The following is a 26,087-nucleotide window of genomic DNA, read 5'->3' as shown; positions in this document are numbered from 1 at the left end:
CGGGGGGTTCCTTTCATTGCTGTCAGACCTGCCGTAGCTCGGCCGGACCGGCCTCGATCCCAGCCTGTGGCAGTGTCGCCAGCAGGTCGTCCGGTGGGCTGGCGGGCAACCGGAGGGTGAACGTCGATCCACCTCCAAGAGTGCTCGACACCTCCACCCGACCGCCATGGTTGCTCGCGATGTGTTTCACGATGGCCAGGCCGAGCCCGGTGCCGCCGGTGGCACGCGAACGCGCCTGGTCTGCCCGGTAGAACCGCTCGAACACCCGGTCCACGTCGGTGGGGGCGATACCGATGCCCTGGTCGGCGACCGCGATCTCGACGTGCTCGTCGCCGCCGCGGAGGGTGACCCGCACAGTGGTGTCCTCCCCCGAGTAGTTGATGGCGTTCTCCACAAGGTTCGCCACGGCCGTGGCGAGCTGGGCGTCGCTGCCGTACGCGGTGAGGCCGCGCTCGCCGTCCACCGTCACCTCGACGCCGCGGGCGGCGGCCGTGGTGCGCGTCCGGTCGACCACCTCGGCGATCACCCAGTCGAGCGCCACGGGCTCCGGAGGCGGCTGCGGCTCCGCGCCCTGCAAACGGGTCAGCTCCAGCAACTCCTGCACCAGCCGGCCCAGCCGGGTCGACTCGTGCTGGATCCGTTCGGCGAACCGGCGGGCGGCCACCAGGTCCTCGGAGAGGTCGGGCATCGCGGCGTCGGCCGGTTCGGTGGCGTCCAGCAGCGCTTCGGCGAGCAGTTGGAGCGCCCCGATGGGGGTCTTCAGCTCGTGGCTCACGTTGGCCACGAAGTCACGACGTACCCGGGTCAGCCGGTGCGACTCGGTCACGTCGACCGCTTCCACAGCGATGAAGCCGTTGCCGATACCCATGGCCCGCAGGTGCACGCCGAGCGGGTTCTCCCCCGCGCTGTCGCGGCCCCGGGGCAGGTCCAGCTCGATCTCGCGGCGCACGCCGGTGCGCCGCACCTGGCCCGCGAGGGTACGGATCAGCGGGTGCGCGGCGATCGAGCCCGGGGTGCTGCCGGTACGCAGCAGCCCCATCGCGCGGGCAGCAGGGTTGATCAGCACAGGCACGTCGTCGTTGTCCAGGACCACGACACCGGCCCGGAGCGAGTCGATCGTCCGTCGGCCGAGCCCGGTCTGCTGTTCGTCGGCTATCGCGGGCCTCCCCCTGCTCCATCGGGAGCTCACGCTGCCCGTCGATGTGGTGCGGGCGTCGCGCGCCGGCAGGAACCGGGGCAGCAGGAGACCGGCGACCAGTCCGGCCACCAGCGCCACTGCCACAACGATCGCCACTGCCCACTCCACCCGGCGATCGTAGGGTCATTGTTAACCTGGCTACCACGCAGAACGGGACGAACCACCCTCACTTTCGAAACTGTTCACCCACCGGTCTGGCGTCGTTCATCGTGGTTCATCCGGGATCCGTCAACGCCGCCTACCGTTGGCGTCGCACCTGCTCAGCCCCATGCGCCGACAGCCGTCGGCGGCGACGACCACAGGACGTGATGATGCGCGACGAGTTCCGGGCCGACCTCCAGATCGTCAGCCAACTGCTTGTGGACATGGCGGAGGGCGTCCGCGCCGCCATGCGCCAGGCCACCCGCGCCCTGCTCACCGCCGATCGGCAGGCCGCCGAGACGGTCATCGAGCGGGACGCCGAGATCGACGACCTCTACCGGCACGTCGAGGAGCGGGTGTGTGACCTGCTCGCCCGGCAGGCGCCGGTCGCCTCCGACCTGCGCGCCATGATCACCGCCCTGCACGTGGCGGCCGACCTGGAGCGGATGGGCGACCTCGCCGACCACGTGGCGAAGACAGCGCTGCGGCGGCACCCGTCGCCTGCCGTGCCGGCCGAGCTGCGGGCGATCTTCACCGAGATGGCCGACATCGCCGACCGGATGGCGGTGAAGATCGGCTCGGTGCTGGCCAAGCCCGACGTCGACCTCGCCAGCGAGCTGGACCGTGACGACGACGCCATGGACGAGCTGCACAAGAGCCTGTTCTCGGTGCTGCTCGGCGACGACTGGCCGTACGGGGTGGAGACCGCTATCGACGCCACCCTGCTGGGCCGCTTCTACGAGCGCTTCGCCGACCACGCGGTGAACGCCGGCGAACACGTGATCTACCTGATCACCGGAGAAAGCGCCCCCACAGCCAGCTGAAGTGCAAGGAAGGGCCCCTTGTTATCGCTTTATGCATAACAAGGGGCCCTTCCTAACTTCTTAGCGGCCCTGGTTCGCGACCGCCGCGGCGGCTTCCTTCGCTGCCGTGGGGTCGAGGTAGGTGCCGCCCAGGGTGAGCGGACGCAGCTGCGGGTCGAGGTCGTAGCGCAGCGGGATGCCGGTCGGGATGTTGAGCTTGGCGATCGCCTCGTCGGAGATCTGGTCGAGGTGCTTGACCAGGGCGCGCAGCGAGTTGCCGTGCGCGGCCACCAGCACCGTCCGGCCGGCCAGGATGTCCGGCACGATCGAGTCGTACCAGTAGGGAAGCATCCGCTCGACGACGTCCTTGAGGCACTCGGTACGTGGCATCAGCTCGGTCGGCAGCAGCGCGTACCGCGGGTCGCCCACCTGCGACCACTCGTCGTCGTCGGCGATCGGCGGCGGTGGGGTGTCGTACGACCGGCGCCAGAGCATGAACTGCTCCTCGCCGTACTCGTCAAGGGTCTGCTTCTTGTTCTTGCCCTGCAGTGCGCCGTAGTGCCGCTCGTTGAGCCGCCACGACCTGCGCACCGCGATCCAGTGCCGGTCGGCGGCGTTCAGCGCCAGCTCGGCGGTGCGGATCGCCCGGCGCATCACACTGGTGTGGACGACGTCCGGCAGCAGGTCGTGTTCGCGGAGCAGCACGCCGCCGCGCCTCGCCTCGCCCTCGCCCTTCTCGGTCAGGTCGACGTCGACCCAGCCGGTGAAGAGGTTCTTGGCGTTCCAGTCACTCTCGCCGTGCCGCAGCAGGACCAGCGTCCCGATGGTGGGCCCCTCGCTCGCAGTCATGCGGATCATCCTGCCTCAACCCGGCACGGGACACGCGACCACCCGTCGTGACGACCACCACGTGAAAAAGCGGGTGACCCGTCGATCGGGCCACCACTAGGGTCGTAAGGCGCTACGGTCATCTCGGTCATTACTTGCAAGCGGGGGCACGACGTGTTGACGATGCGGAGCTGGTTCCGGGACACCACCGGCGGCCTCCCCACCACCTTCTGGTACCTGTGGACCGGCACCCTGATCAACAGGCTCGGCTCGTTCGTCCTCATCTTCCTGGCCATCTATTTGACCCAGGAACGCGGCTTCTCCGCCTCCCAGGCCGGCCTGGTGCTCGGCCTGTGGGGCGTCGGTGGCGCGGTCGGCACCACTGTCGGCGGCACCCTTGCCGACCGGTGGGGTCGCCGCCCGACGCTGTTCACCGCGCACGTCGGCGCGGCCGCCATGATGATCGCCCTCGGCCTGGCCCGGGACCTCTGGGCCGTGGCACTGGGCGCGCTGCTGCTCGGCCTGTTCGCCGAGGCGGCCCGACCCGCGTTCGGCGCCATGATGATCGACGTGGTGCCGGCGAAGGACCGGCTACGCGCCTTCTCGCTCAACTACTGGGCGATCAACCTGGGCTTCGCCTGCGCCGCCATCCTTGCCGGTCTCGCCGCGCAGGCCGACTACCTGCTGCTGTTCCTTGTCGACGCGGCCACCATGCTGATCACCGCGCTGATCATCTTCATCCGCGTCCCGGAGACCCGCCACGCCGGCCCGACCGTCACGACCGCGAGGGCACCTCGTGGCGCCCTGCGCACGATCCTCGCCGACCGGGTCTTCCTCGGCTTCGTGGTACTGAACCTGTTCGCCGCGCTTGTCTTCCTCCAGCACATCTCGATGCTGCCGATCGCCATGGGCGACTCCGGTCTGAGCCCGGCCACCTTCGGCTCGGTGATCGCGCTCAACGGCGTCCTGATCGTCGTCGGCCAACTCTTCGTGCCCCGGCTGATCCGGGGCCGCAGCCGCTCGCACGTGCTCGCGCTGTCCGCCGTCGTGATGGGGGTCGGGTTCGGGCTGACCGCGTTCGCCGGCTCCGCCTGGTTCTACGGGCTGACCGTGCTGATCTGGACGGTCGGCGAGATGCTGAACTCGCCGTCAAACGCCACGCTGATCGCCGAGTTGTCCCCGGCCGCGCTACGCGGGCGCTACCAGGGCGTGTTCGGGCTCTCCTGGCAGATCGCCGGGGCCAGCGCGCCGGTCCTCGGTGGCCTGGTCCGCGAACACGCCGGCAACTCCGCGCTCTGGCTCGGCTGCGCAGCGCTCGGTGTGCTGACCGCGGTGGCCCACCTGGTGTCCGGTCCGGCCCGGGAACGGCGGGCTGACGCGCTGCGCCGCTCCGGTGCGGGGCTGGTGCCTGCCGACGCCCGGACGGCCGCACAGCCCGCCGAGGCGACGGCCTGACCCGCCCTGTGACGTACCGCCCATGATCAGCAATACGACTGGCGCGAACGGGCCCGACTTCCTACCGTCCCAGGAAACGGTTAGGAAACTGAACTGTCGGGAGGTCGGGTGCACGCCCTGCGGCGCTTGTGGAACGACACCGCGGGCGGACTTCCCGCCACCTTCTGGTACCTCTGGGCCGGCCTGCTCATCAACAGGGCCGGCGCGTTCGCCATGCTGTTCCTGTCGCTCTATCTCACCGACGCGCGGGGCGCCAGCGAGTCGCTGGCCGGCACTGTGGTCGGGGCGTACGGAGCGGGCGGGGCGGCAGGCGTGCTGCTCGGCGGGGTGCTTGCCGACCGGTGGGGCCGACGGTCCACCCTGGTCGCCGCCCACCTGGCCACCGCCGCCCTGATGGTGGCGCTGGCCTTCAGCCGGCCCCTGCTGTTGATCGCGGTGCTGTCCGCGCTTGTAGGCGTGGTGCACTCGATGCCCAGCCCGGCGTTCGTCGCGGCGATCGTCGACGTGGTGCCCGCGCAACGCCGCTCGCGTGCGTTCAACCTCCAGTTCTGGGCGTTCAACCTGGGTATGGCGGTGGCCTCACTGCTCGCCGGGGTCCTGGCCGAGGCGAGCTTCACAGCGCTGTTCCTGGTCGACGCGGGTGCCACGCTTACCGCCGCGGTGCTCATCGCCTGGAAGGTCCCGGAGACCCTGCGACGGGGCGCTGCAAGCGTCGACCTCCGGCCACCGGCCGAGTCCGCCCGAGCCCGGCGTCCCGGCCTGCGTACCGCGCTCACCGACCGCACCTTCCTGGTCTTCGTCGGTCTCACATTCGTGCTGGCCGTACTCACCATGCAAACCTCGACGATCATGCCGCTGGCGATGCGCGCGGACGGTCTCGGCCCATCGGCGTACGGGGTGGTGGTGGCCCTGGGCGGCGCGCTGATCGTGCTGGGGCAACTGTTCGTGCCCCGGCTGATCGACAGGCACCGCAAGGACGTCGTCCTGGCGGTCTCGACCGCTCTGCTCGCTGTCGGTTTCGGCGTGCTGGCCGTGGCCGACGTGCTGGGCGTCTACCTGGCCGCCGCTGTGGTCTGGACGGTCGGCTCGATGCTCGCCGCCCCACCCAACGCGCAGATCAACGCGGATCTGGCGCCACCGCAGCTACGCGCCCGGTATCAGTCGGTCTTCTACCTGACCTTCCCGGCGGCGGCGTTCGTCGCACCCACGCTGGGCGGGGTGAGCCTGCAACACCTCGGCGACGGGCACTGGCTGATCGTGGGCGGGCTGGGCCTGCTTGCCGCACTTGGGCACCTGCTGGCCGGGCCGCACCGGGAGCGCCACGTCGCCGCGCTGCGCCGGGCCGCCGGCCTGGAGCCGGCTCCGGCCGTGGACCACGCGCCGGCCCGCTGACCTCACCAAATGGGAGTACGAACACGCAAAGCGCCCACCATGCCCCGAAGGTCATGGTGGGCGCCCGCTGGTGGGGCCGGCGGCGGCGGGCAACACTCACCCCCGTAAGCATCGCCCGCTCACGCCGCCGGTCCAAACAGGTGGGCACCGTCCCCCAACGGTAGATCCACCCGTTCCTCGCATCTCGCCTGGTGCACGGATCTGATCGATCCGCCGCTCCCCCGAACGTTTCCAAGCGCGACGCGGTGCAATAAAGCTAGTTCGCCCGGATTCTGGATTCAACCCAACTGGATGTCTCGCCCGTCACAACTGGCGGGTATCCCCCAGTCGGGGGTCACCGTCTCTGGTAACCGCCGCATACCCCTCGGGCATTCCCGCAAACACCTCAGCCGTCTTCCCGATCGGGTGACTCGGTCCGGAAGAAGTTGCTCTGCCGGCCGTCGCGCATCTGCTCCTGATAGATCAGGTTCAGCCGGCGCAGATCGAAGGTGTGGAACCACTGGTCCCAGGTGATCTCGCGAATCTTGCTGCTCTCGCGATAGCCGGGGATGTTGAAGGTCAACACACCCGCCCGGCCGTCCCGCTCGGTGCCGGCGATGGTGGCCGGCTTCGCGCCACGCTCCCGTGCCCAGCGCTGGATCACCTCGTGGTTCGCGGTGATCAGACTGCGCCCCGGGCGCTCCGGCCGGTCCGCGATCGACGAGATCACCTGCGAGCTGCGGACCGACCGACCGGTGCCCCGCCCGGTCCGGATGCCACCGGCCGCCGTACCGCCGCCGGCCGGACGGCTCGCGGCAGCACGCTTCGCGGGCGCCGCACGCTTGGCCGCCGGTCGCGCCGGTGCCTTACGCGCGGTACGGGCCGCAGACGTCTTCGCCTCGGCGGTGGACTTGGCTCCGGCCGCCTTCCTGGCCGGGGCCGTCTTGCGCGCCGCCGCCGGCTTCGACGCGGCAGCAGTGGTACGCGCTGTCGTCGACTTCCGCGCCGCAGCAGTGGTACGCGCTGTCGTCGACTTCCGTGCGGCGGTCGTCTTCTTGGCGGCGGCCCGCTTCGCGGGGGCGCTCTTGTTGGCCGGCGCGGCCTTGGCGCGGCTGGGTGCCGCCCTCGACGCCGACTTCTTCGTCGCGGCGGCCCGCCCGGCCGACGCCCTGCTGCCGGTGGCCCGACCAGCCGGGCCGGTGCTGCCCCGGGCCGCGCCACCGCGTTCGGAACGCAGCGAGCGCACCAACTGTTTCACCAGATCGGGCTTGCGCAGTGCGGAGATCCCGGAGATCCCGCGTTTGCGCAACTGGCCGCGGATGTCGTCCACACGCATCCGGGAGATCTCCGACTCGGAGACCCCTGGAGTATTCGGCGTCTGGTTGCCGGCCTGCCGTTTGGTCCTGGTCGCAGTCCCGCCGCGACCTGAGCTGTTCCGCTGAGCCATGGGATGCTCCGCTCCTCGACACTCCGTCCTCGGCGCGCGGGGGTCCCTGTGCCGTACCGCGCGGTGCGGCATACCCGTCAGGAGCAGTCCGAACCACAGACAACCGGCGGGCTGGAATCCGGGTCATCAGGCCAGGCGGAAACGGGCGTCAGGCCAGGCGGAAACGGGCGTCGGGCCAGGTGGAAAACGGGTGCCGGGCCGGACGGAAGCGGGCGTCAGGCCGGGTCGGGACCGGTGCCGGACGGTTCGAAGAGGTGGGCGAAGGCGGCCAGGTTCGCTGTCGACTCGCCGCGCTTGACCCGCCACTCGTACTCGCGCCGGATGGAGCTGCCGAAGCCGATCTCCAGCATCGTGTCGAACGACTCGTCGGAGTACGTGAGCACCGCGCCGAGCAGCCGGTCCAGTTCGTCGGCGTCCACACCGGCCGGGTTGACCCGCCCGGTCAGATACACGTCGCCGACCTTGTCGGTGGAGAAGGAGACGCCGTACATCCGGGCGTTGCGCTGCAACAGCCAGGCCCACAGCTCCTCGCGGCGCTCGTCGGGCTGGCGCATCACGAACGCCTCGATCCGCAGCGCGTGCTCCCCGACGATCAGGTTGCAGATCGTCTTGAGCTTGTGGGTGCCTGGCAGGGTCACCGCGTACGAGCCGGGGCCCGTCGATTCCCACACCAGGTCACGCTCGGCGCACACCGACTCGATCAGGGACGCGAGATCGCTTTTCGGGCTCACCGGACCCACTCTACGACCGGCCGGGGCGGCGCACCCGATGAGAGCCGGTGCCCTCGATCACCAGGAGCAGGACAGCGCCGGGTCACCCGCCAGGTCGGCGGCGAGCCGTGCGCGGCGCGCGGCGACCGCCTCGCCGTAGACGTCGAGCAGGCCCGAGACCGTGCGATCCCAGGAGAAGTGCCGGGCGTGCTGTTCGGCGCCCCGGCCGAGCACCGCCCTGCGGGCCCGGTCGGGAAGCAGGCGGGCCAGCGCGCGGGCCCAGTTCACCGGGTCGTGCCCGTCGATGAGCACCCCGCTCACCTGGTCCCGTACGGCGGTGACAAGCCCGCCGACGGCTGCGGCCAGCACCGGCGTACCGCAGGCCTGTGCCTCGAGCGCGACCAGGCCGAAGGATTCGTTGTGCGACGGCACCGCGACCAGGTCGGCGGCCCGGTACAGGGCCGGCAGGTCGTCGCCGGTGCGCGGCGGCAGGAAGCGGATCCGGTCGCTGACTCCCAGCGTGCTGGCCAACTCGATAAGTGCCGTCGGCCGGTCCAGACCGCTGCCGCTGGGCCCTCCGCAGATCGCGACAGTCACCTGATCGGCCAGGGCCGGGTCACGCTCGCGCAGCGCGGCGACCGCGCGGATCAGCACGTCGGGTGCCTTCAGGGGCTGGATCCGGCCGACGAAGGCCACCAGGTACCCGTCGACGGGGAGCCCGAGGCGGCGACGGGCGGCCTGTGCGGCCACGTGCCGGTCGCCGGGAGCGGGCCGGAACCGTGCCAGGTCGACGCCGGGCTGCACGACGGCGACCTGGCTGGGGTCGGCGTCGTACCGCTCGACCAGGTCGCGGGCCTCCACGCGGGTGTTGGCGACCAGGCGGTCCGCCTCCGCGACCACCTGCTCCTCGCCGATCACCCGGGCCTTGGGCTCCGGACGATCCCCGGCCGCGAGCTGGGCGTTCTTGACCTTCGCCAGGGTGTGCGCGGTGTGTACCAGCGGCACTCCCCAACGTTCCTTGGCCAGCCAACCGACCTGCCCGGAGAGCCAGTAGTGGGAGTGGATCAGGTCGTAGTGACCGGGTGGCCGGGATGCCTCGGCGCGCAGCACCCCTGCGGTGAAGGCGCAGAGCTGGCCGGGCAGTTCCTCCTTGGTGAGCCCTTCCAGGGGGCCGGAGGTGATGTGCCGGACCTGCACACCGGGGGCCATCTCGGTCACCGGGGGCAGGTCACCAGAGGTTGCCCGGGTGAAGATCTCCACCTCGACGTTGGCCTCGGCGAGCCGCCGGGCGACCTCCAGGATGTAGACGTTCATCCCGCCGGCGTCGCCCGTGCCGGGCTGGTGCAGCGGGGAGGTGTGTACGGACAGGGTGGCGATGCGACGCGGCCGGGGCCACGGTCGAGCACCTCGCTGACGACCGACACCGGTGTGCACTTCCGCCACGTCCGCTCCCTCTGCCACGGTCAACGTCGTCTCGCACGACCGGCGCATCTCGGTCAACCTGTACGCCGGATGTCATCTTCCCCACCCGACCACGGAAATTCGCCGGCACGGGCCCCGGGCGTGACGGACCTCATCACGGCCGCCTCTGTCCGGTCCGGTCCCGCCCGTGTCGACGCCGGACCGGAGCGGAGCGGACGGGCGCGCGACAATGAACGGATGACCTCTGTCGCCATCGTCACCGGAGCGTCCAGCGGGATCGGGGCGGCCACCGCCCGCCGGCTCGCCGCCGACGGTTTTTACGTGCTCGCCGCCGCCCGCCGCACCGACCGGCTCGCCGGTCTGGTCACCGAGATCACCTCCGCCGGCGGTCAGGCAACCGCGGTGACCTGCGACGTCACCTCGGACGAGTCGGTAGCCGGGCTCGCCGAGGCGGCGGCGCGGGCACCCGGGCCGGTTACCCTGCTGGTGAACAACGCCGGCGGCGCGCGCGGTCTGGACCCGGTGGAGTCCGGCTCCGTCGACGACTGGCAGTGGATGTACGACGTGAACGTGCTCGGCACGCTGCGGGTGACCCAGGCGCTGCTGCCGGCGCTGGAGGCGTCCGGTTCGGGGACCATCGTCGTGGTCTCCTCCACGGCCGGGCTGACGGTGTACGAGGGCGGTGGCGGGTACACCGCCGCGAAGCACGCGCAGACCGCCATCGCGGGAACGTTGCGGCTGGAGCTGTGCGGCCGGCCGCTGCGGGTGATCGAGATCGACCCCGGGATGGTGAAGACAGACGAGTTCGGGCTGGTCCGCTTCGAGGGCGACGCGGACCGGGCGGCTGCCGTCTACGCAGGGGTTCCCGATCCGCTTGTCGCCGAGGACGTGGCGGACTGCATCGCCTGGTGCGCCACCCGCCCCGAGCATGTGAACGTGGATCGGCTGGTGGTACGGCCGAGGGCGCAGGCCGCGCAGCACAAGGTGCACCGCGTCAACCCGTGAGGCGCACGGTCGTCGGGAGGTCACGATGAGCGGGACGGCGCGACGCCGGCCGCTCGGCGTTGTCACCCGGGGCACCACGAACCCGAACCGGCTCCGCCGGGTGGACAACTGGATCGTGGCCACCTGCGCCGACCGGCTGCGGGCTGCGGCCGACCCGCTCGTGGTCGACCTCGGCTTCGGTGCCACCCCGGTGACCGCCGTGGAGCTGCGGGCACGGTTGGCCGCGGGCGTCCGTCCGGACGTACGCCTGGTCGGGCTGGAGATCGATCCGGCCCGGGTGGCCGCCGCGACGCCGGCCGCCGACCCGCCGGGCCTGACCTTCGCCCGAGGTGGCTTCGAGCTGGCCGGATTGCGGCCGGTGCTGGTCCGCGCGTTCAACGTCCTGCGACAGTACGACGAGCGCGAGGTGCCCGAGGCGTGGCGGACGATGACCGCCGCCCTCGCCCCGAGCGGCGCGCTCGTCGAGGGCACCTGTGACGAGCTGGGCCGGCTCGCGAGCTGGCTGCTGATCGACGCCGAAGGCCCGCAGACGCTGACACTCGCCGCGAAACTCACGACCCTGGGCAGCCCCGCCGAGCTGGCCGAACGACTGCCCAAGGCGTTGATCCACCGCAACGTCCCCGGTGAGCCGGTGTACGACCTGATCGGCGCGTTGGACGACGCCTGGCGTGCCGCCGCCCCCTACGCGCCGTTCGGGCCGCGTCAACGGTGGCTGCGAGCCGTGGCCCAACTGCGCGAGACGGGCTGGCCCGTCCTCCACGGCCCGCACCGCTGGCGCCACGGCGAGCTGACCCTCCCCTGGCCACCGCGCGGCTGACGGTACGGCCGCGCCGGGATGGTTGTCAGAAGGCGCAGTTGATGAGGACCGGCTCGGGGTGCAGGGTCACGCCGAAGCGGGCGTGCACAGCGTCGCGGATGGTGCCGGCCAGGGTGAGCAGGTCGCTGGTGCTGGCGGTGCCGCTGCGGTTGGTGAGGGCGAGGGTGTGCTTGCCGGAGATGGCAACACCACCCGGGCCGGGGTGACCCTTCTCGAAGCCCGCCTTGTCGATCAGCCAGGCGGCGCTCACCTTGACTGTGTCGTCGCGTCCGGGCCACGCCGGTGGTTCGCCCAGGTCGGTGGCGCGTTCCCGGAGCAGCTCGTACGTCGCCCGGTCGAGCACCGGGTTGGTGAAGAAGGAGCCGACCGAACGGGTGTCCGGGTCGGCCGCGTCGAGCACCATGCCCTTGCCGGCGCGCAGCCGCAGCACCGCCGCGCGCGCGTCGACAAGAGGCACCTGGTCGCCCACCTCGACACCGAGCGCCCGGGCCAGCTCGGCGTAGCGCACCGGGCCGGAGAGCGGTGACCGGGTGAGCCGGAAGTCGACCGACAGCACGATCCAGCGGTCCTGGTACTTGAAGATGCTGCCCCGGTAGGCGAAGCCGCATTCGCCGGCCGGGATCATCTGGCGGGTGCCCTCGGCGCGGTCGTACACCTCGACCCCGGTGATCGTCTCGGCGACCTCCTGGCCGTACGCGCCGACGTTCTGGATCGGGGTGGCCCCTGTCGCGCCGGGGATGCCGGAGAGGCATTCCAGGCCGGCCCAGCCGTTGGCGACGGTGGCGGCGACCAGGTCGTCCCACGGCTCGCCTGCTTCGACACGTACGGTGACGGTTTCGGTGTCCTCGGCGACGACCCGCAGGCCCCGCGAGCGCACCAGCACGACGGTGCCGGGGAAGCCGGCGTCGCCGATCACCACGTTGCTGCCGCCGGCCAGGACCAGGACCGGGTCGCCCGCGTCCCGGACCGCCCGGACGAGTTCGTCGGCGTCCTTCGCCGCTACGATCCGCCTGGCCGGCCCGCCCATCCGCAGCGTGGTGTGGTGGGCCAGTGGAACCGGGATGGCACGATCGGTTTCGGTTGTCGGCTGGGCATAGGCGTCTGACACGTATCTCACCTTAGGCTGATGTGCAGCCGCAGCACCCATTGGTCGCTCGGCACCCCCGGGAGGATGGCGATGAGCAGACTGCAGGGCAGCAAGGATTTCTGGATTGGGGCACTCCGGACCGAGGGTCCGGCCTTCGCTGCGGCGGTCGCCGAGGCGCCGCCGGAGACACCTGTGCTGTCCTGTCCCGGCTGGACGGTCGGTGACCTCACCCTGCACCTCGCCGGGATCTACCACTGGGTGGGTTCGTTCGTCGGGACGGGCGAGACGAGCGCGCCGCCGCCCCGCCCGCAGCCGCCGGAGATACCGCCGGGTGTGAGTCCGCTCCAGCTCTGGCAGCAGGGGTACGACCAGCTGATCACCCGGTTCGACGGGCTCGACCCGGAGGCGCCGGCGTGGAACTGGGCGCCGCAGCCGAAGAGGGCGGGCTTCTGGCCGCGCCGGATGGCGCACGAGACGGCTGTGCACCGCTGGGACGCCCAGCTCGCCATCGCCTCTGGTGAGCCGATCGAGGCGAAGCTGGCGGCCGACGGGGTGAGCGAGGTGCTGGACACCTGGCTGCCCGCGGGCCGGCGGCGGACGCCGGGCGGCTGGCACGGCGTGGTGCAGCTGACGTCGACCGACGCGGAGCAGCAGTGGTATCTGCGGCTGCGCGGCGAGGGGGTGGCGCTGCTGGACACGGCGACCATCTTCGACCACGACGACCATCACGCCCGTGCGCAGGTAAGCGGCACCGCGAGCGACCTGCTGCTTGCGCTCTGGGGGCGGGTCAGCTTCGAGACGCTCGACGTGGCAGGGGATCGCGCGCTGCTGGAGGGCCTGCGTACCCGCTGATCTGGTAACGGGCCGACCTGGCTCGACGAGGGCGCCACCGGTCCCGGTGGCGCCCTCGTCGCATGTCGGGATCGATTCGGACAACCGAGAGAGCGCTCTCTTGACAGCGGGTCGAGGACCCACCACCCTGTCGTGAGAGCGCTCTCTTGGCTACCGCCATCACCTGACCACCTTGAGAGAGGTCCATATCCCATGGCTGTCTTCCCACGCCGCCGCCTCGCCGCGGTGGCCCTCGTCGCCGCCACCGCCCTTCTCGTCACCGCCGGCTGCGGCGGTGGCGACGACGCCGAAGGAGACGGGCCGATCACGCTTACCGTCGACGTCTTCGGCCAGTTCGGCTACGAACAGCTCTACCAGGACTACATGGCCGCGAACCCCGGCGTGAAGATCGTCGAGCGGGGCACCGGCACCAATCTCGACGAGTACTCACCGAAGCTGACCCAGTGGCTCGCCGCCGGCCGGGGCGCCGGTGACGTGGTGGCCATCGAGGAAGGCCTCATGGTCGAGTACAAGGCGAACCCCAACAACTTCGTCAACCTGCTGGACCACGGCGCCGCCGACCTCAAGGGCAACTTCCTCGAGTGGAAGTGGAACGCCGGCCTGACCGCCGACGGCAAGCAGCTCATCGGCCTCGGCACCGACGTCGGCGGCATCGCCATGTGCTACCGCAAGGACCTGTTCGAGAAGGCCGGCCTGCCCACCGAGCGCGAGGCCGTCTCCAAGCTGTGGCCGACCTGGCAGGACTACATCGCCACAGGCGAGAAGTTCGTCGCCGCGAAGACCGGTGCGTCCTTCCTCGACGCGGCCACCAACACGTTCAACACCATCCTGCTCCAGACCGCCGGCAACACCACCGGCTACAGCTACTACGACACCAGCGACAACCTGGTCGTCGACAGCAACCCGGCCATCCGGCAGGCCTGGGACACCACTATGGACATCGTCGACTCGGGCCTCTCCGGCAAGTACGGCTCCTGGTCCGAGGAGTGGGTGTCCGCCTTCAAGCAGTCGAAGTTCGCCACCATCGCCTGCCCTGCCTGGATGACCGGGGTCATCGAGAGCAACGCCGGCACTGGCGCCCAGGGCAAGTGGGACATCGCCAAGGTGCCCGGCAACGGCGGCAACTGGGGCGGCTCGCACCTCGCCGTACCGAAGCAGAGCAAGCACCAGGCCGAGGCAATCGAGCTGGCCAAGTTCCTGACCAGCGCCAAGGGCCAGATCGGCGCGTTCAAGGCCAAGGGCCCGCTGCCCTCCTCGCCGCAGGCGCTCGACGACCCGGCGATCTCCGGCGCGACGAACACGTACTTCTCCGGAGCGCCCATCGGCTCGATCTTCGGCGCGGGCGCGAAGAGCCTCAAGCCTGTCTACATGGGCCCCAAGAACCAGGCCGTACGCACCGAGGTGGAGAACGCCGTGCGGACCGTGGAACTGGGCCAGCGCAGCCCGGCGCAGGGCTGGACGGACGCGGTGACGAACGCCAAGAAGGCCGCCGCCAAGTAGCCCGAACGAGCGTGTGTGCGGGCCTCCGTCCGCCGGAGGCCCGCACACACGGCGAAAGGAGTTCCCGGGCATGACCGTCCAGCTCGACGCCCGCCCGCCGGCCGCACCGGCAACCGGGCCCCGCCGCCGATCGACGGGTCGGCTCAGCCGGCTCGACACCCGCTACTCGCCGTACCTCTACATCGCCCCGTTCTTCCTGCTCTTCGCGGTCTTCGGGGCCTACCCGCTGGTGTACACCTTCTGGGTCTCGCTGCACGACTGGGACCTGCTCGGCACCGACCACCCGTTCGTCGGCGCGGAGAACTACACCCGACTGCTCGCCGACGCCGACTTCTGGCACGCACTCGTCAACACGATGGGCATCTTCGTGATCTCCACAGTTCCGCAGTTGCTCGCCGCGCTCTGGCTGGCCAACCTGCTGAACCGGGGACTGCGCGGGCGCACCGGCTGGCGGATGGCGGTGCTCGTCCCGAACGTCACCTCCACCGCGGCCGTGGCGATCGTGTTCGGGGTGCTCTTCGGCCGCGAGTTCGGCATGATCAACTGGATGCTCGACCTGGTCGGGGTGGACGCGATCGAGTGGAAATCCAACCGGCTCGCCTCCTGGGTGGCCATCTCCACGATGGTCGACTGGCGGTGGACCGGCTACAACGCGCTGATCCTCCTTGCCGCGATGCAGGCCATCCCCCGCGACCTGTACGAGGCGGCGGCGATCGACGGCGCCGGTCGGGCCCGACAGTTCTGGTCGGTCACCGTGCCGATGCTCAAACCGACGATCCTCTTCTGCACCATCATCGCCACCATCGGCGGGTTGCAACTCTTCACGGAGCCCCGGATGTTCAACTCCGGCACCAACCCGATCCGCGGTGGACCGCTGCGTGAGTCGCAGACCCTGACCATGTACATGTTCGAGAACGCATTCGCGCCGCACTACAACTTCGGGTACGGGTCGGCTGTCGCCTGGCTCCTCTTCGCGCTCATCGCGGTTGTCGCGGCTGTCAACGTGCTGGTGCTGCGCCGGCTGGGCGGGTCCCGGCCGGGCGCCCGGAAGGGAGTCACCCGATGAGCCGGCTCTGGCGGGCCAGCCCGCTCACCTACCTGGCCCTTGTGGTCGCCGGCGGCCTGTCGGTCTTTCCGATCTGGTGGATGTTCGTCGTCGCCAGCCGCACCAACGACGCGATGGGCCAACTGCCGCCGCCGATCACCCCAGGCGGCAACCTCGGCGCGAACATCTCCCGCCTCTTCGACAACACCGACGCGTACTTTCTGACCGGCCTGATCAACTCGACCGTCGTGGCCACCACGGTGACCGTCTCGGTGGTGTTCTTCTCCAGCCTGGCCGGTTTCGCCTTCGCAAAACTGCGGTTCCGGGGTCGCAACGCGCTGCTGCTGGTGATCATCGCGACGATGATGGTGCCGACCCAGCTCGGCGTGATTCCGCTCTACATGCTCATGAGCAAGCTCCAGTGGAACGACCGGCTGCCCGCGGTGATCGTCCCGGTGCTGGTCACCGGGTTCGGGGTGTTCATGATGCGGCAGTACGCCGGCCAGGCGATCAGCGACGAACTGATCGAGGCGGCCCGGATGGACGGCTGCGGGACCGCCCGGATCTGGTGGCACGTGGTGGTGCCCGCGCTACGCCCGGCCGCCGCAGTCCTCGGTCTGCTCACGTTCATGACCACCTGGAACGACTTCCTGTGGCCGTACGCTGTGCTGAACGACCCGGCGAACCCCACAGTGCAGCTCTCCCTGCGAGCGCTGTCGGACGGCTATTACCAGGACATGTCGCAGGTGTTCACCGGGACGGCCATCGCGACGCTGCCCCTACTGCTGGTCTTCGTGCTGTTCGGGCGGCAGATCATCGGTGGGATCATGGAAGGTGCGGTCAAGGCGTGAACGAACTCCGATTTCCCGAGCATTTCCTCTGGGGAGCGGCCACCGCCGCGTATCAGATCGAGGGCGCCACCCGCGACGACGGACGCGGCCCGTCCATCTGGGACACCTTCAGCCGCACACCGGGCAAGGTCTACCAGGGCCACACCGGCGACGTCGCCTGCGACCACTACCACCGGTACGCCGACGATGTGGCGATCATGGCCGAGCTGGGGCTGCGGGCGTACCGGTTCTCCGTGGCCTGGCCCCGGATCCAGCCCGACGGCACCGGCCCGGTCAACACGCGCGGGCTGGACTTCTACGACCGGCTGACCGACACCCTCCTCGCCCGGGGAATCGATCCGATCGTCACCCTCTACCACTGGGATCTGCCGCAGTCCCTCGGCGACCGTGGCGGCTGGACCAACAGGGACACCGCCGAGCACTTCGCCACGTACGCCACAGCCGTGTACGGCCGCCTCGGCGACCGGGTGGACGTGTGGACGACGCTCAACGAGCCGTGGTGCTCGGCGTACCTCGGCTACGGCAACGGTGTGCACGCGCCGGGCGAGCAGGACCCGGCGGCGGCGTTCACCGCCGTACACCATCTGCTTCTCGGGCACGGCCTGGCGGCGCGGGCGCTGCGGTCGGCCGGGGCACGCAGCGTCGGCATCACGCTCAATCCGGCCGACGTGCGGCCGGCGGACCCGCAGAGCGCTGCCGACGCCGCCGCTGTCCGCCTGGTCGACGGCCTGCACAACCGGATCTTCCTGGACCCGTTGCTTGCCGGCGGCTACCCGGACGACGTGCGGGAGCACGTGGCTCGCATCGTCGAGCCGACGTTCATCCGCGACGGCGACGAGAAGCTGATCGCCGCCCCGATCGACCTGCTCGGGATCAACTACTACCAGCCCGGTTACGTCGCCGGTCGGCCCGACGGCGAGGGCAACGCCGCGTACCCGGGCACCGAGGGCGCTGTGCACTTCCTGCCGCCGACCGGGCCACTCACCGACATGGGTTGGATGATCGAGCCCGCGGGGCTGACCCGGCTTCTCGAACGGATCGCCACCGACTATCCCGGGGTGCCGCTGCTCATCACCGAGAACGGCGCGGCGTTTCCCGACAAGCCCGGCGTCGAGCAGGCCGGCGGGCCGGGGCAGGTGATCGACACCGACCGGATCGCGTACCTCGACGGGCACCTGCGCGCCGCGCACGAAGCGATCTCCCGGGGGGTGGACCTGCGCGGTTATCTCGTATGGTCATTCCTGGACAACTTCGAGTGGGCGGAGGGTTACCGCAAGCGGTTCGGGATCGTGCACGTCGACTACCTGACCCAGCGGCGCACACCGAAGGCCAGCGCCCGGTGGTACCAGGAGGTGATCTCCCGGAACGGGCTGTGACGAGCGGGGGTGGGGAGTCGCGATGACGACGGCGCAACGGCCGACGTTGGAGGCGGTGGCGGCACGGGCCGGGGTGTCCCGGGCCACCGTCTCCCGGGTCGTCAACGGCTCCACCACCGTCGCCGAGCCCATCCGGGAGGCCGTCAACAGGGCCGTCGCCGAACTGGGGTACGTGCCCAACCTGGCCGCCCGCAGCCTGGTCACCCAACGGACCGACTCGATCGCGCTTGTCATGCCGGAAGCGGCCACCCGGGTCTTCTCCGACGACCAGGTGTTTCCCGGCATCATCCGCGGCGTCAGCCAGGAGCTGGAGACCGCCGACAAGCAGCTCGTGCTGATGCTTGCCGGCTCCCCCGCCGGGCACCACCGGGTCGAACGGTTCACCACCGGCCGGCACGTCGACGGGGTGCTGTTCGCCTCGCTGCACGGCGCAGACCCGCTGCCCGGGACGCTGGCCCGGCTCGGCATCCCGGTGGTGTGCAGCGGGCGACCGCTCGGCGACGTGCCAGTGCCGTACGTGGACGTCGACCACGTCGGTGGCGTCACCGCAGCCGTCCGCCACCTGATCGACAGCGGTCGGCGGCGGATCGCCACGATCGCCGGCCCGCAGGACATGGTCGCCGGCATCGAACGGCTCCGCGGCTACCGGGAGGCGGTCGCCGCCGCCGGCCTGCCCGAGCTGATCGCCGTGGGTGACTTCACAAGGGAATCCGGTGCGGAGGCCACGCGCCGGCTGCTCAGCGAGCACCCCGACATGGACGCCGTGTTCGCCGCCTCCGACCTGATGGCCCACGCGGCTCTGCGGACGCTGCGCGAGGCCGGCCGGCGGGTGCCGGAGGACGTGGCGGTGGTGGGCTTCGACGACATCGAGACCGCCGCGTACACCGAGCCGCCGCTGACCACCGTCCGGCAGCCCATCGTGGAGATCGGTCGCCAGATGACCCGGCAACTGCTTCGGCTGGCCGCTGGCGAGACCATCGAGCAGGCGATCATGCTGCCTACCGAGCTGATCATCCGCGAGTCGGCGTAACCGGGGGCTCTCCTCGTCGAGGAGAGCCCCCGGCTCACTGGGTATTCCGGGGCCGCTGCCCGTGCTGGCCGATCAGCCCTGCGCGTCCCGGCGACCCGATCAGCCCTGCGCGTCCCGGCGACGGCGCACGGCGATCAGCGCGACGCCGAGCGCCACGGCACCGACGCCGAGGATGGCCATGGGGACCAGGGTTCCCCCCGCTGACGTGCCGGTGATCGGCAGATGGCTCTTCGTCGGGGTAGCCGTGGGCGGCGCGCTCGTGGGCGGCGCGCTCGTGGGCGGCGGGGTGGTGGGTGGCGGGGTGGTCGGCTGGCCGCTGGCGGCACAGGTGTGGGTGAGCACGAAGAAGTCCGCCGTACCCGTGATCACCGCTGTGGCGTCGGTCAGCGTCCAGCCGGCGGGCAGTCGGATCCACGCCTTGCTGGTGCCCATGTCGTTGACGATCTCCCCACCGTCAGTGGGGATCGTCCGGTTCACGGTGCCGTCGTCCGGGATGGTCCAGGTGCCGGTGACCGTGACGAACTGACCGGAGGTCTGCGGGTTCCCGGGCAGGTTGAACACCCACACGTCCTGGTCCGGGAACGGGCCACCGCCGAGGTTCGGGTCGCATTCCTGGCTGTACACGGCTGCGGTCGTGGGAACGTTGCCCGGGTTGATGTCGAGGGTGCTGACGTTGGGCACCGGCTGGGTCGGGTCCGGCTGGGCGAACGCCGCACCTCCCGTCCCCACCAGGAACGCACCGGCTATGGCCCCGGTAGCGACGAGTTTGACGAGTACTGCTCTCACGATTCCCCCTGATATTCACGATGTTTCCACCGTTTTAGGAGGTTAATCCCATCTAGGCTGATTGTGGACTTAGTTTGCTTTTTTATCCCTAACGCAGGGTTAGACGGCCGGTTAATCCGTCGCTCACGCTTCCGATCGTCGCTAGCCTCGCCGGCATGCCCGATCCCGTCGCCCTGCTGCACGTGCCCGCCCTGTCCGACGCCGCCGAGTACGCGTACGCGGCCACCGTCGAGCCGCCCGCCCGGTTGGTGTTCACCGCCGGCGCGTGCCCGCTGGACGCCGACGGGCGTACCGTCGCGCCCGGTGACCACGCGGCGCAGGCCCGGCAGGTGATGGCGAACCTGGAGACCGCGCTCACGGCAGCCGGCGCCACCCTCACCGACGTGGTCAAGACCACCGTCTACGTGGCGTCGTCCCGGCAGGCGGATCTGGTGGCCGCCTGGGAGGTCGTGCGGGACCGCTTCGGCGACCACGACCCGCCCAGCACCCTGCTGGGGGTCGCCGTGCTCGGCTACACCGACCAGCTCGTCGAGGTCGAGGCCGTCGCCGCCGTACGGACGGGGGCCTGACGTGCGGATCCGTGTGGCGCAGCCCGACGACGCGCCGGCCGTGGTGGCGCTGCGGGCGACCGTCTACCCGTACCTGGTACGCGGGGTCGAGTCGACCCGCAGGATGATCGCCGAACCGCCGCCCACCCCGGGCTGGACCGCCCTGGTGGCCGAGGTCGACAGCCAGGTGGTCGGCTGGGTGACCGCTGAGCGCGACAACACGACCTCGACGGCCAACTTCGGCAACATCAGCCTGCTGCACGTCCACCCCGAGCACCGGAAGCGCGGCATCGGCACCGCGCTGCTGGCTGCCGCGACCGGGCACCTCGTCCCGCTGGGCGTCCGCCGGGTCCGGGCCTGGGCGCAGCCGGAGGCGCTGCCCTTCGCCCGCCGGCACGGCTTCGAGCCGAGCCGGGAGATGCGGTATTCGGCCCTCGACCTCGACTCGCTGTCCGCGCTTCCCGATCCACCCCCGGGTGTACGCCTGCGCCCGATCGCCGAGTTGGACCCGCATCTGATCTACGCGGCGGACGTGGCGGCGGCCGTCGACGAACCGGGCGACGTGCCAGTGGACGCGATGAGCTACCAGAGCTGGCAGTACGACGTGTGGGACAACGTCGGGCTGGACAAGACGGCAAGCACTGCCGCCGAGGTCGACGGCGAGGTGGCCGCCTTCAGTCTGGTCAAGCGCGACGGTGACCGGATGTGGTCGGATTTCACAGCGAGTGTCCCGGCGTACCGGGGTCGCGGGCTTGCCCGGCTTGCCAAGACGGCGGCGCTGCATCGGGCCGCCGCCGCGGGTGTCCGCGTGGCGTACACGTCGAACGACGAGGCGAACGCGCCGATGCTGGCGATCAACGCCCGGTTGGGTTACCTGCCGGTCGCGGCCCAGTGGTCCTGCCTGGCCGACCTGACCTGACGTCAGGTGCGGCGACCGGCCTCAGGCTCTGCCGCCGTCGAGGTACGGGCTGAGGAGTTCGCGGCCGAGGCGGGTAGCCGCCCGCAGGGAGAGCCCGCCCTCGATCATCCGGCTGAGGGCGTAGACGATCGACTGGACCAGCTCGGCCATCCGGACCGGGTCCGAGGAGCCGTGGTCGGTGAGCGCGGTGCGCAGCGGGGCTTCCAGGCGGTCATGCATGAGTCGGCTGGAGCTGGCGAGTGCCTCGCTGCTGCTTGCCGACGCCAGGGCGCGGGCCAGAGCGTGGTCGCCCCGGGCAACCAGTTGCAGGTTGGAATCCACGTACGCCTGGATCTTCTGCCCGGGTGTGGTGGCGGCGTCCATGCGCTTCTCGACGTAGGCCGACCAGCGGGGGAACGTGTCGGTGACCAGGGCGTCGAACATGTCGGCGCGGGACTTGAAGTAGGAGTAGACGCTGGATCGGGCGAGGCCGGCGTGCTGGGCGACCTCGCCCAGGCCAGGGATCCGCTCGGGGTGTTCTGACAGCAGGGTGCGGGCCGCGTCGAGCAACGCGGCGCGTTGGGATGCCCGGTGCTCGACGACGGTCGGAGCCTGGATCTTCGGCACGCCGTCCTCCCTGTTCCGGATGGACGTGACCTTCTCCTGCGCCCCGCCCGCACCCTGCCGTCGTCGTTCAGCTGGTGGCCGCGAGCTTGCCGTCGACCATCTCGTAGACGGTGTCACAGTAGTGCAGCACATCGTGGTCGTGGGTGACCATGACCACCGCGACCGAACGCTGCCGGGCCTCATGGGCCAGGAGCTTCACGATGTCGTGGCTGCGTGCCCGGTCCAGAGCCGCGGTCGGTTCGTCGACGAGCAGCACGCTCGGCTCGGTGACGAGCGCACGGGCGATGCCGACCCGCTGGCGCTCGCCGCCCGACAGCTGGTGCGGGCGACGATCGGCCTTGTCGGCCATGCCGACGTCCGCCAGCAACTCCAGCGGGTCCCGACCGGACCGCTCCGATCGCGGCCCCAGGTGCAGCGGCAACCGCAGCTGGTCGGCGGCGGTCAGCGCAGGCAGCAGGTTGCCCGACTGGAACACGAAGCCCACGTGCTTGCGGCGCAGGGCCGTCCGCGTGCGGCGACTCGGCACGGTCATGTCCTGACCGGCCACCGTGACAGTGCCCTCGTCGGGCCGGGCCAGGCCACCCGCGACGGCGAGCAGGCTGGACTTGCCGGCGCCGGACGGACCCACGACGGCGGCGAGTTCGCCGGGTCGCACTGTCAGATCCACGTTGTCGAGCGCCTGCACGGTCTCGGCGGCGTTGCCGTGTCGCAGGGACACCGCACGCATCACCAGCCCGAGACGCTCGGCTGCGTCGGTGGTGGGTGTGGTCGCGGCGGTCGAAGCGGAATGCCTGCTCATCGGTTACCTCCCAGAGCGGTGGCCGGGTCGACGGAGGTGATGCGGATGACGGCAGCACCGGCTCCGATGAGGCCGAGGACGATGAGGCCGACACCGGCGACGGAGATGCTCGGCATGCTCAACGCGAACGGAATGCCGCTGCCCGTGATGAGGGCGCCGAGCGCGAGGCCGACTCCGACACCGATGGCGACGGCGGCAGCCAGCAGCACGAACGCCTGCGTGAGCGCGTCCCGCAACACCCAGCCGGTCGAGGCGCCGAGTGCCCGCAGAACGGCCACCTCGGGCTTGCGCTGGATCGCCCACACGGCGAAGAACGCTCCGGCCACCAGCGCCGAGATCGCGTACAGGAATCCCTGGATCAGTTGCAGGGTCGTCGTCTCGGCGGTGTAGCCCGGCGAGGCGCCGTAGGACTCCTTCAGGGTCAGGCTCTCGGTGCCCGCGGCGGTGTCACCGGCGGCCATGTCGAGGGACTTCCCGTCCTCCGCGCGGATCGCCACCGCAGTGATCTCCGTTGCGGCGCGCTGCGGCAACTCGGCCTCCGGAGGGGTACCGGACTTGATGGCCTGCCATGCCGCCAACGGCACGTACGCGACGTCCACGTGCCCGAACGTGTCCTGCTGCTCCGTGACACCGACGACCCGCAACCGCGTGCCGAGCCGGTCGATGGTGACGATGTCACCCATCTGCAAGCCCGCGTCCAGTGCGGTCGGGCTCACCACGATCCCGTCCGCCGTGCCCAACCGGTCGCCCTGGCTGACCGAGGGCGACAGGAACGAGTCGGGCAGGACGCCGAACAGCGCCAGGTCCACCTCGGTTCCCCGGTCGGTACGCGTGTTCACGAGCGTGTTGCCGAAAGGCGTCGCGTCCGCGACTCCCGGCTGGGCAGCCCACGTCTCCACGGCCGACAGGTCCACGACGCTACGGGAGAACGCGGAGTCCTTCTGGACGTCCTTCGCGAAGGCGAATGAGGTGACCGGCAGGTTCTGGAGCCCGGACACACCGTCACGGACCAGCCCCACCGACAGCCCTGACAGCATCACCATCAAGACGGCGATCAGCGCGATCACAGCACCCATCAGAACGAACCGCAGCCGGGCGAAGTTCAACTCACGTATCGCGAGGAACATCAGCGCCCACCCTCGTGGATTGTCGACATCATGTCGACATGTTATCAACACCTTGTCGGCAAAGACGACGAGGTGGCTGTCTCCCCCGCCACACCGCGGCCTGCGGAAACGGCATGGCGGAGCGACAACGGGCAGCCGTGATCACGGGCGCTGCCGCAGCGGTGAGGGTTCAGGCGGCGTCGAGGACGCGGCGGGCCACGGCGTGGGTGTCCGCGCCGAACAGCACCAGGCGCGCCTCGGCGACGTTTGCGGGCGTGGCCGCGCGCAGCACCGACAGCGCCTGACCGACAGCGTCGTCGACAGGCCAGCCGTAGATGCCGGCGGAGATCAACGGGAAGGCGAGCGTGGCAGCGCCCAACTCGTCGGCCACCCGCAGGCTGTTGGCGTAGCAGTCCCGCAACAGCGCCGAGCGGTCCTCGTCGGCCGACCAGACCGGCCCGACGGTGTGGATCACCCAGCGGGCCGGCAGCTCACCGGCCGTGGTCGCCACCGCCTGTCCGGTGGGAAGGCCCCGGCCGTACCGGGACGACCGCAGTGCCCGGCACTCCTCAAGGATCGCCGGGCCGCCGCGCCGGTGGATGGCACCGTCGACCCCGCCGCCACCCAGCAGTGACGAGTTGGCCGCGTTGACGACGGCGTCCACCCGCTGGACGGTGATGTCCCCCTCGACCAGGACGATCTCCACGTCAGCCCTCCACGGCCGGTGTGCCGGAAGGCGGCGCGGACAACGGACCGTCGATCGACTGGCCGAGCGAGCGGCGGGCCAGCAGGGCGGCGCCCGCCACCGCCGCCGGCATGATCAGCACGGCACCCAGCGGGATGAGGAAGCAGAGGAAGACCGCCACCCCGAAACCCAGCGCTGTGGGCCGGTCGGCCTTGAGGATCGCCCGGCGCTGCGGCAACCGCATGCCCCGCCTATAGAACGGCGCGCCGACCAACTCGACGGCGAGGAACCAGCCACCCACCGCCGCCCCGATCACCGGCACCACCGTCTGCCCCACCACCGGAATGAAACCGGCCACGAAGAGCGGGATACCGACGAGCAGGGAGAGGGCTACCAGACGTGCCGAGTCGGCGAGGCTGCGGCGCAGCGACGGCCAGAACGGCACCTCCACCGCGTTCGGCGTGCCGCCGTACCGCTCCTCCACCCGCTCGGAGATCTTCTCGTAGAACGGGTCGCCGATGACAAGTGTGACCGCCGTGAAGGTGAGCACACCGACAAGCCCACCGATGCCCAGGATGGCCACTCCGGCGATCACCCGGGCCAGGCTGCGTACGGTGCCCGACCAGTCATCGGCGAACGGCGTGACGAGCGCGGCCAGGTCGTCCACGAACCACACGAGGGTGGCGAACGCGCCGAGGAACAGCACGCCGGAGATCAGCGCCGGTATGACGCCCAGCAGCATCAGACCGGGGCTGCGCACATAGAGGCCGAGGCCACGAAGGAGCAGGCCCGCTCCGGAGAGGAACCGGCCGAGGGACCCGGTGACCGGGCGGGCGATGCTGCTGACATCCACGAGCGAAGAGCCTAGATGAGCGCGGCCCGGCACGCCGGTCTAGCAGGCGACCGGAGGTGGGTCGGGCGGCGGCGACAGCCGCTCCATCCTGTTCCAACCGGACCAGCCACGCTCGCGCATCAGCTCCCACAGTCGCTCGACCCGCGGGTCGGACTCCAGAGCGAGAGCGTCGATCAGGTCATGCGGGAGGTCGTCGGTGGCCTCATAGCCGGCAACGACAGTTCCGGCGTCGTACGCCTGCTCGGCCAGGGACGCCATGATGTCGGCGACCTCCGCCATCCGCGAGTCGTCGTCCTCCGTGGTGTCGAAGATTTCCGACAACAGCTGGTAGAGCCGGACGATCTGCGGGTCGTCCAGCTCGGCGACCTTCGCTGGCATCCATTCGCTGATGCGGTCGGGCCAGCGCGCCGCAACCAGGATCCACCCGTCCCGTTCGGCCTCGACGATCCGCTTCGACGCCCCGATCTGGCGCAGCCGATCCAGATAGGAGGCCACCTCCGGCGGCAGCGCCAGGCTGTCACCGGCACTGAGCTGCGCGATGTGCCTGCGGCTGGTCTCCAACCGCTCGATCTCGTCGCGCAGGTGGTCGTCGATCGCCCGAACCGCCTCGGCGAAGCCCTCCGCGTCGGCTTCGAGCATCCGGCTGATCTGCGACCGCGGCACACCGGCGTCGGCGAGCGTACGGATCTTGATGAGGGACACGACAGCTGTCGCGCCGTAACGGCGGTAACCCGAAGCGTCCCGTTCCGGCTCGGGCAGCAGCCCGATCTGGTGATAGTGCCGCACCGCCCGCACCGTGACGCCCGCGTACGCCGCGAGTTGCCCGATCGTCAGCATGCCCCAGATC

Annotated in this window: 26 protein-coding genes; 13 read left to right on the top strand and 13 right to left on the bottom strand. The window is 70.6% G+C overall.

Annotated elements, in window-relative coordinates; translation table 11 throughout:
• Window positions 1-22: 22 nt before the first annotated feature.
• On the bottom strand, window positions 23-1,306 hold the full coding sequence (locus tag F4558_RS29365; protein WP_053654194.1) for a sensor histidine kinase: 1,284 nt from the start codon (window positions 1,304-1,306) through the stop codon (window positions 23-25).
• Between the two features lie 203 nt (window positions 1,307-1,509).
• Here F4558_RS29365 and phoU point away from each other — a divergent pair, with 203 nt between their 5' ends.
• The gene (phoU, locus tag F4558_RS29360; RefSeq protein WP_053655002.1) at window positions 1,510-2,163 is read left to right on the top strand and encodes a phosphate signaling complex protein PhoU; all 654 of its coding nucleotides are present in this window, start codon (window positions 1,510-1,512) and stop codon (window positions 2,161-2,163) included.
• 60 nt (window positions 2,164-2,223) lie between these two features.
• Here the strand turns inward: phoU and F4558_RS29355 are convergent, their stop codons facing one another.
• Window positions 2,224-2,991 carry a phosphoglyceromutase gene (locus F4558_RS29355; RefSeq protein ID WP_167946901.1) on the bottom strand — a complete coding sequence of 256 codons (768 nt, stop codon included), beginning with the start codon at window positions 2,989-2,991 and terminating at the stop codon, window positions 2,224-2,226.
• A 153-nt stretch (window positions 2,992-3,144) separates the two neighbouring features.
• Here F4558_RS29355 and F4558_RS29350 point away from each other — a divergent pair, with 153 nt between their 5' ends.
• The gene (locus F4558_RS29350) at window positions 3,145-4,425 is read left to right on the top strand and encodes an MDR family MFS transporter (protein WP_053654197.1); all 1,281 of its coding nucleotides are present in this window, start codon (window positions 3,145-3,147) and stop codon (window positions 4,423-4,425) included.
• 108 nt (window positions 4,426-4,533) lie between these two features.
• A complete protein-coding gene (locus tag F4558_RS29345; protein WP_167946899.1) occupies window positions 4,534-5,817 on the top strand; it encodes an MFS transporter in 1,284 nt (427 codons plus the stop codon).
• A gap of 385 nt (window positions 5,818-6,202) precedes the next feature.
• Here the strand turns inward: F4558_RS29345 and F4558_RS29340 are convergent, their stop codons facing one another.
• The 3 genes from F4558_RS29340 to mshA form a co-directional block, all read right to left on the bottom strand.
• On the bottom strand, window positions 6,203-7,033 hold the full coding sequence (locus F4558_RS29340; RefSeq protein WP_376767604.1) for a hypothetical protein: 831 nt from the start codon (window positions 7,031-7,033) through the stop codon (window positions 6,203-6,205).
• 425 nt (window positions 7,034-7,458) lie between these two features.
• Complete coding sequence (locus tag F4558_RS29335; RefSeq protein ID WP_053655004.1) at window positions 7,459-7,974, bottom strand: type III secretion system chaperone family protein; 516 nt, start codon at window positions 7,972-7,974, stop codon at window positions 7,459-7,461.
• Window positions 7,975-8,031: 57 nt separating this feature from the next.
• The gene (gene mshA, locus F4558_RS29330) at window positions 8,032-9,396 is read right to left on the bottom strand and encodes a D-inositol-3-phosphate glycosyltransferase (protein WP_053655006.1); all 1,365 of its coding nucleotides are present in this window, start codon (window positions 9,394-9,396) and stop codon (window positions 8,032-8,034) included.
• A 216-nt stretch (window positions 9,397-9,612) separates the two neighbouring features.
• Between mshA and F4558_RS29325 the strand changes: the two genes are divergently transcribed.
• Complete coding sequence (locus F4558_RS29325) at window positions 9,613-10,380, top strand: SDR family oxidoreductase (RefSeq protein ID WP_053655008.1); 768 nt, start codon at window positions 9,613-9,615, stop codon at window positions 10,378-10,380.
• Window positions 10,381-10,405: 25 nt separating this feature from the next.
• The gene (locus F4558_RS29320) at window positions 10,406-11,197 is read left to right on the top strand and encodes a class I SAM-dependent methyltransferase (protein WP_167946895.1); all 792 of its coding nucleotides are present in this window, start codon (window positions 10,406-10,408) and stop codon (window positions 11,195-11,197) included.
• A 25-nt stretch (window positions 11,198-11,222) separates the two neighbouring features.
• On the opposite strand, the gene F4558_RS29315 is transcribed toward F4558_RS29320, so the two are convergent.
• Complete coding sequence (locus F4558_RS29315; RefSeq protein WP_312877411.1) at window positions 11,223-12,305, bottom strand: UDP-N-acetylmuramate dehydrogenase; 1,083 nt, start codon at window positions 12,303-12,305, stop codon at window positions 11,223-11,225.
• Window positions 12,306-12,374: 69 nt separating this feature from the next.
• On the opposite strand from F4558_RS29315, the gene F4558_RS29310 reads away from it, so the two are divergent.
• From F4558_RS29310 to F4558_RS29285, 6 genes are all read left to right on the top strand, one after another.
• Window positions 12,375-13,136 carry a maleylpyruvate isomerase family mycothiol-dependent enzyme gene (locus tag F4558_RS29310; RefSeq protein ID WP_053654207.1) on the top strand — a complete coding sequence of 254 codons (762 nt, stop codon included), beginning with the start codon at window positions 12,375-12,377 and terminating at the stop codon, window positions 13,134-13,136.
• 192 nt (window positions 13,137-13,328) lie between these two features.
• A complete protein-coding gene (locus tag F4558_RS29305) occupies window positions 13,329-14,636 on the top strand; it encodes an ABC transporter substrate-binding protein (RefSeq protein WP_053654209.1) in 1,308 nt (435 codons plus the stop codon).
• Between the two features lie 70 nt (window positions 14,637-14,706).
• Window positions 14,707-15,702: a carbohydrate ABC transporter permease gene (locus tag F4558_RS29300; RefSeq protein WP_167946891.1), complete on the top strand. Its 996-nt coding sequence runs from the start codon at window positions 14,707-14,709 to the stop codon at window positions 15,700-15,702.
• Complete coding sequence (locus F4558_RS29295) at window positions 15,699-16,532, top strand: carbohydrate ABC transporter permease (protein ID WP_167946889.1); 834 nt, start codon at window positions 15,699-15,701, stop codon at window positions 16,530-16,532. The genes F4558_RS29300 and F4558_RS29295 overlap by 4 nt, the downstream gene beginning before the upstream one ends.
• Window positions 16,529-17,908, top strand: coding sequence for a GH1 family beta-glucosidase (locus tag F4558_RS29290; protein WP_167946887.1), 1,380 nt, complete (start codon window positions 16,529-16,531; stop codon window positions 17,906-17,908). The genes F4558_RS29295 and F4558_RS29290 overlap by 4 nt, the downstream gene beginning before the upstream one ends.
• A gap of 22 nt (window positions 17,909-17,930) precedes the next feature.
• On the top strand, window positions 17,931-18,938 hold the full coding sequence (locus F4558_RS29285; protein ID WP_053654217.1) for a LacI family DNA-binding transcriptional regulator: 1,008 nt from the start codon (window positions 17,931-17,933) through the stop codon (window positions 18,936-18,938).
• Window positions 18,939-19,037: 99 nt separating this feature from the next.
• Here the strand turns inward: F4558_RS29285 and F4558_RS29280 are convergent, their stop codons facing one another.
• Window positions 19,038-19,724, bottom strand: coding sequence for a hypothetical protein (locus tag F4558_RS29280; protein ID WP_167946885.1), 687 nt, complete (start codon window positions 19,722-19,724; stop codon window positions 19,038-19,040).
• A 155-nt stretch (window positions 19,725-19,879) separates the two neighbouring features.
• On the opposite strand from F4558_RS29280, the gene F4558_RS29275 reads away from it, so the two are divergent.
• Both F4558_RS29275 and F4558_RS29270 read left to right on the top strand, forming a co-directional pair.
• Entirely contained in the window at window positions 19,880-20,293 is a 414-nt protein-coding gene (locus tag F4558_RS29275) for a RidA family protein (protein WP_167946883.1), read from the top strand.
• A gap of 1 nt (window position 20,294) precedes the next feature.
• Window positions 20,295-21,191, top strand: coding sequence for a GNAT family N-acetyltransferase (locus F4558_RS29270; RefSeq protein WP_167946881.1), 897 nt, complete (start codon window positions 20,295-20,297; stop codon window positions 21,189-21,191).
• Window positions 21,192-21,212: 21 nt separating this feature from the next.
• Here F4558_RS29270 and F4558_RS29265 read toward each other — a convergent pair whose 3' ends face one another.
• The 6 genes from F4558_RS29265 to F4558_RS29240 form a co-directional block, all read right to left on the bottom strand.
• On the bottom strand, window positions 21,213-21,797 hold the full coding sequence (locus F4558_RS29265; RefSeq protein WP_167946879.1) for a TetR/AcrR family transcriptional regulator: 585 nt from the start codon (window positions 21,795-21,797) through the stop codon (window positions 21,213-21,215).
• 67 nt (window positions 21,798-21,864) lie between these two features.
• Window positions 21,865-22,596, bottom strand: coding sequence for an ABC transporter ATP-binding protein (locus F4558_RS29260; RefSeq protein ID WP_053654226.1), 732 nt, complete (start codon window positions 22,594-22,596; stop codon window positions 21,865-21,867).
• A complete protein-coding gene (locus F4558_RS29255; RefSeq protein ID WP_053654228.1) occupies window positions 22,593-23,723 on the bottom strand; it encodes an ABC transporter permease in 1,131 nt (376 codons plus the stop codon). The genes F4558_RS29260 and F4558_RS29255 overlap by 4 nt, the downstream gene beginning before the upstream one ends.
• 169 nt (window positions 23,724-23,892) lie before the next feature.
• Window positions 23,893-24,408 (bottom strand): O-acetyl-ADP-ribose deacetylase, encoded by a 516-nt coding sequence (locus tag F4558_RS29250; protein ID WP_167946877.1) that lies wholly within the window; start codon window positions 24,406-24,408, stop codon window positions 23,893-23,895.
• A 1-nt stretch (window position 24,409) separates the two neighbouring features.
• Window positions 24,410-25,240 (bottom strand): EI24 domain-containing protein, encoded by an 831-nt coding sequence (locus F4558_RS29245; RefSeq protein WP_053654232.1) that lies wholly within the window; start codon window positions 25,238-25,240, stop codon window positions 24,410-24,412.
• A gap of 39 nt (window positions 25,241-25,279) precedes the next feature.
• Window positions 25,280-26,077 (bottom strand): MerR family transcriptional regulator, encoded by a 798-nt coding sequence (locus F4558_RS29240; protein ID WP_167946875.1) that lies wholly within the window; start codon window positions 26,075-26,077, stop codon window positions 25,280-25,282.
• Window positions 26,078-26,087 lie beyond the last annotated feature (10 nt).

This window comes from Micromonospora profundi, from assembly GCF_011927785.1.
Taxonomy (GTDB): domain Bacteria; phylum Actinomycetota; class Actinomycetes; order Mycobacteriales; family Micromonosporaceae; genus Micromonospora; species Micromonospora profundi.
The sequence above is the reverse complement of the archived record's forward strand: the minus strand, read 5'-3'. Positions and strand labels throughout refer to the sequence as shown.

Coding starts and splice junctions, on each gene's coding strand:
- F4558_RS29355 (WP_167946901.1), bottom strand. CDS start 2,991: ATGACTGCGAGCGAGGGGCCCACCATCGGGACGCTGGTCCTGCTGCGG.
- F4558_RS29260 (WP_053654226.1), bottom strand. CDS start 22,596: ATGAGCAGGCATTCCGCTTCGACCGCCGCGACCACACCCACCACCGAC.
- F4558_RS29300 (WP_167946891.1), top strand. CDS start 14,707: ATGACCGTCCAGCTCGACGCCCGCCCGCCGGCCGCACCGGCAACCGGG.
- F4558_RS29275 (WP_167946883.1), top strand. CDS start 19,880: ATGCCCGATCCCGTCGCCCTGCTGCACGTGCCCGCCCTGTCCGACGCC.
- phoU (WP_053655002.1), top strand. CDS start 1,510: ATGCGCGACGAGTTCCGGGCCGACCTCCAGATCGTCAGCCAACTGCTT.
- F4558_RS29255 (WP_053654228.1), bottom strand. CDS start 23,723: ATGTTCCTCGCGATACGTGAGTTGAACTTCGCCCGGCTGCGGTTCGTT.
- F4558_RS29285 (WP_053654217.1), top strand. CDS start 17,931: ATGACGACGGCGCAACGGCCGACGTTGGAGGCGGTGGCGGCACGGGCC.
- F4558_RS29325 (WP_053655008.1), top strand. CDS start 9,613: ATGACCTCTGTCGCCATCGTCACCGGAGCGTCCAGCGGGATCGGGGCG.
- F4558_RS29240 (WP_167946875.1), bottom strand. CDS start 26,077: ATGCTGACGATCGGGCAACTCGCGGCGTACGCGGGCGTCACGGTGCGG.
- F4558_RS29310 (WP_053654207.1), top strand. CDS start 12,375: ATGAGCAGACTGCAGGGCAGCAAGGATTTCTGGATTGGGGCACTCCGG.
- F4558_RS29305 (WP_053654209.1), top strand. CDS start 13,329: ATGGCTGTCTTCCCACGCCGCCGCCTCGCCGCGGTGGCCCTCGTCGCC.
- F4558_RS29295 (WP_167946889.1), top strand. CDS start 15,699: ATGAGCCGGCTCTGGCGGGCCAGCCCGCTCACCTACCTGGCCCTTGTG.
- F4558_RS29320 (WP_167946895.1), top strand. CDS start 10,406: ATGAGCGGGACGGCGCGACGCCGGCCGCTCGGCGTTGTCACCCGGGGC.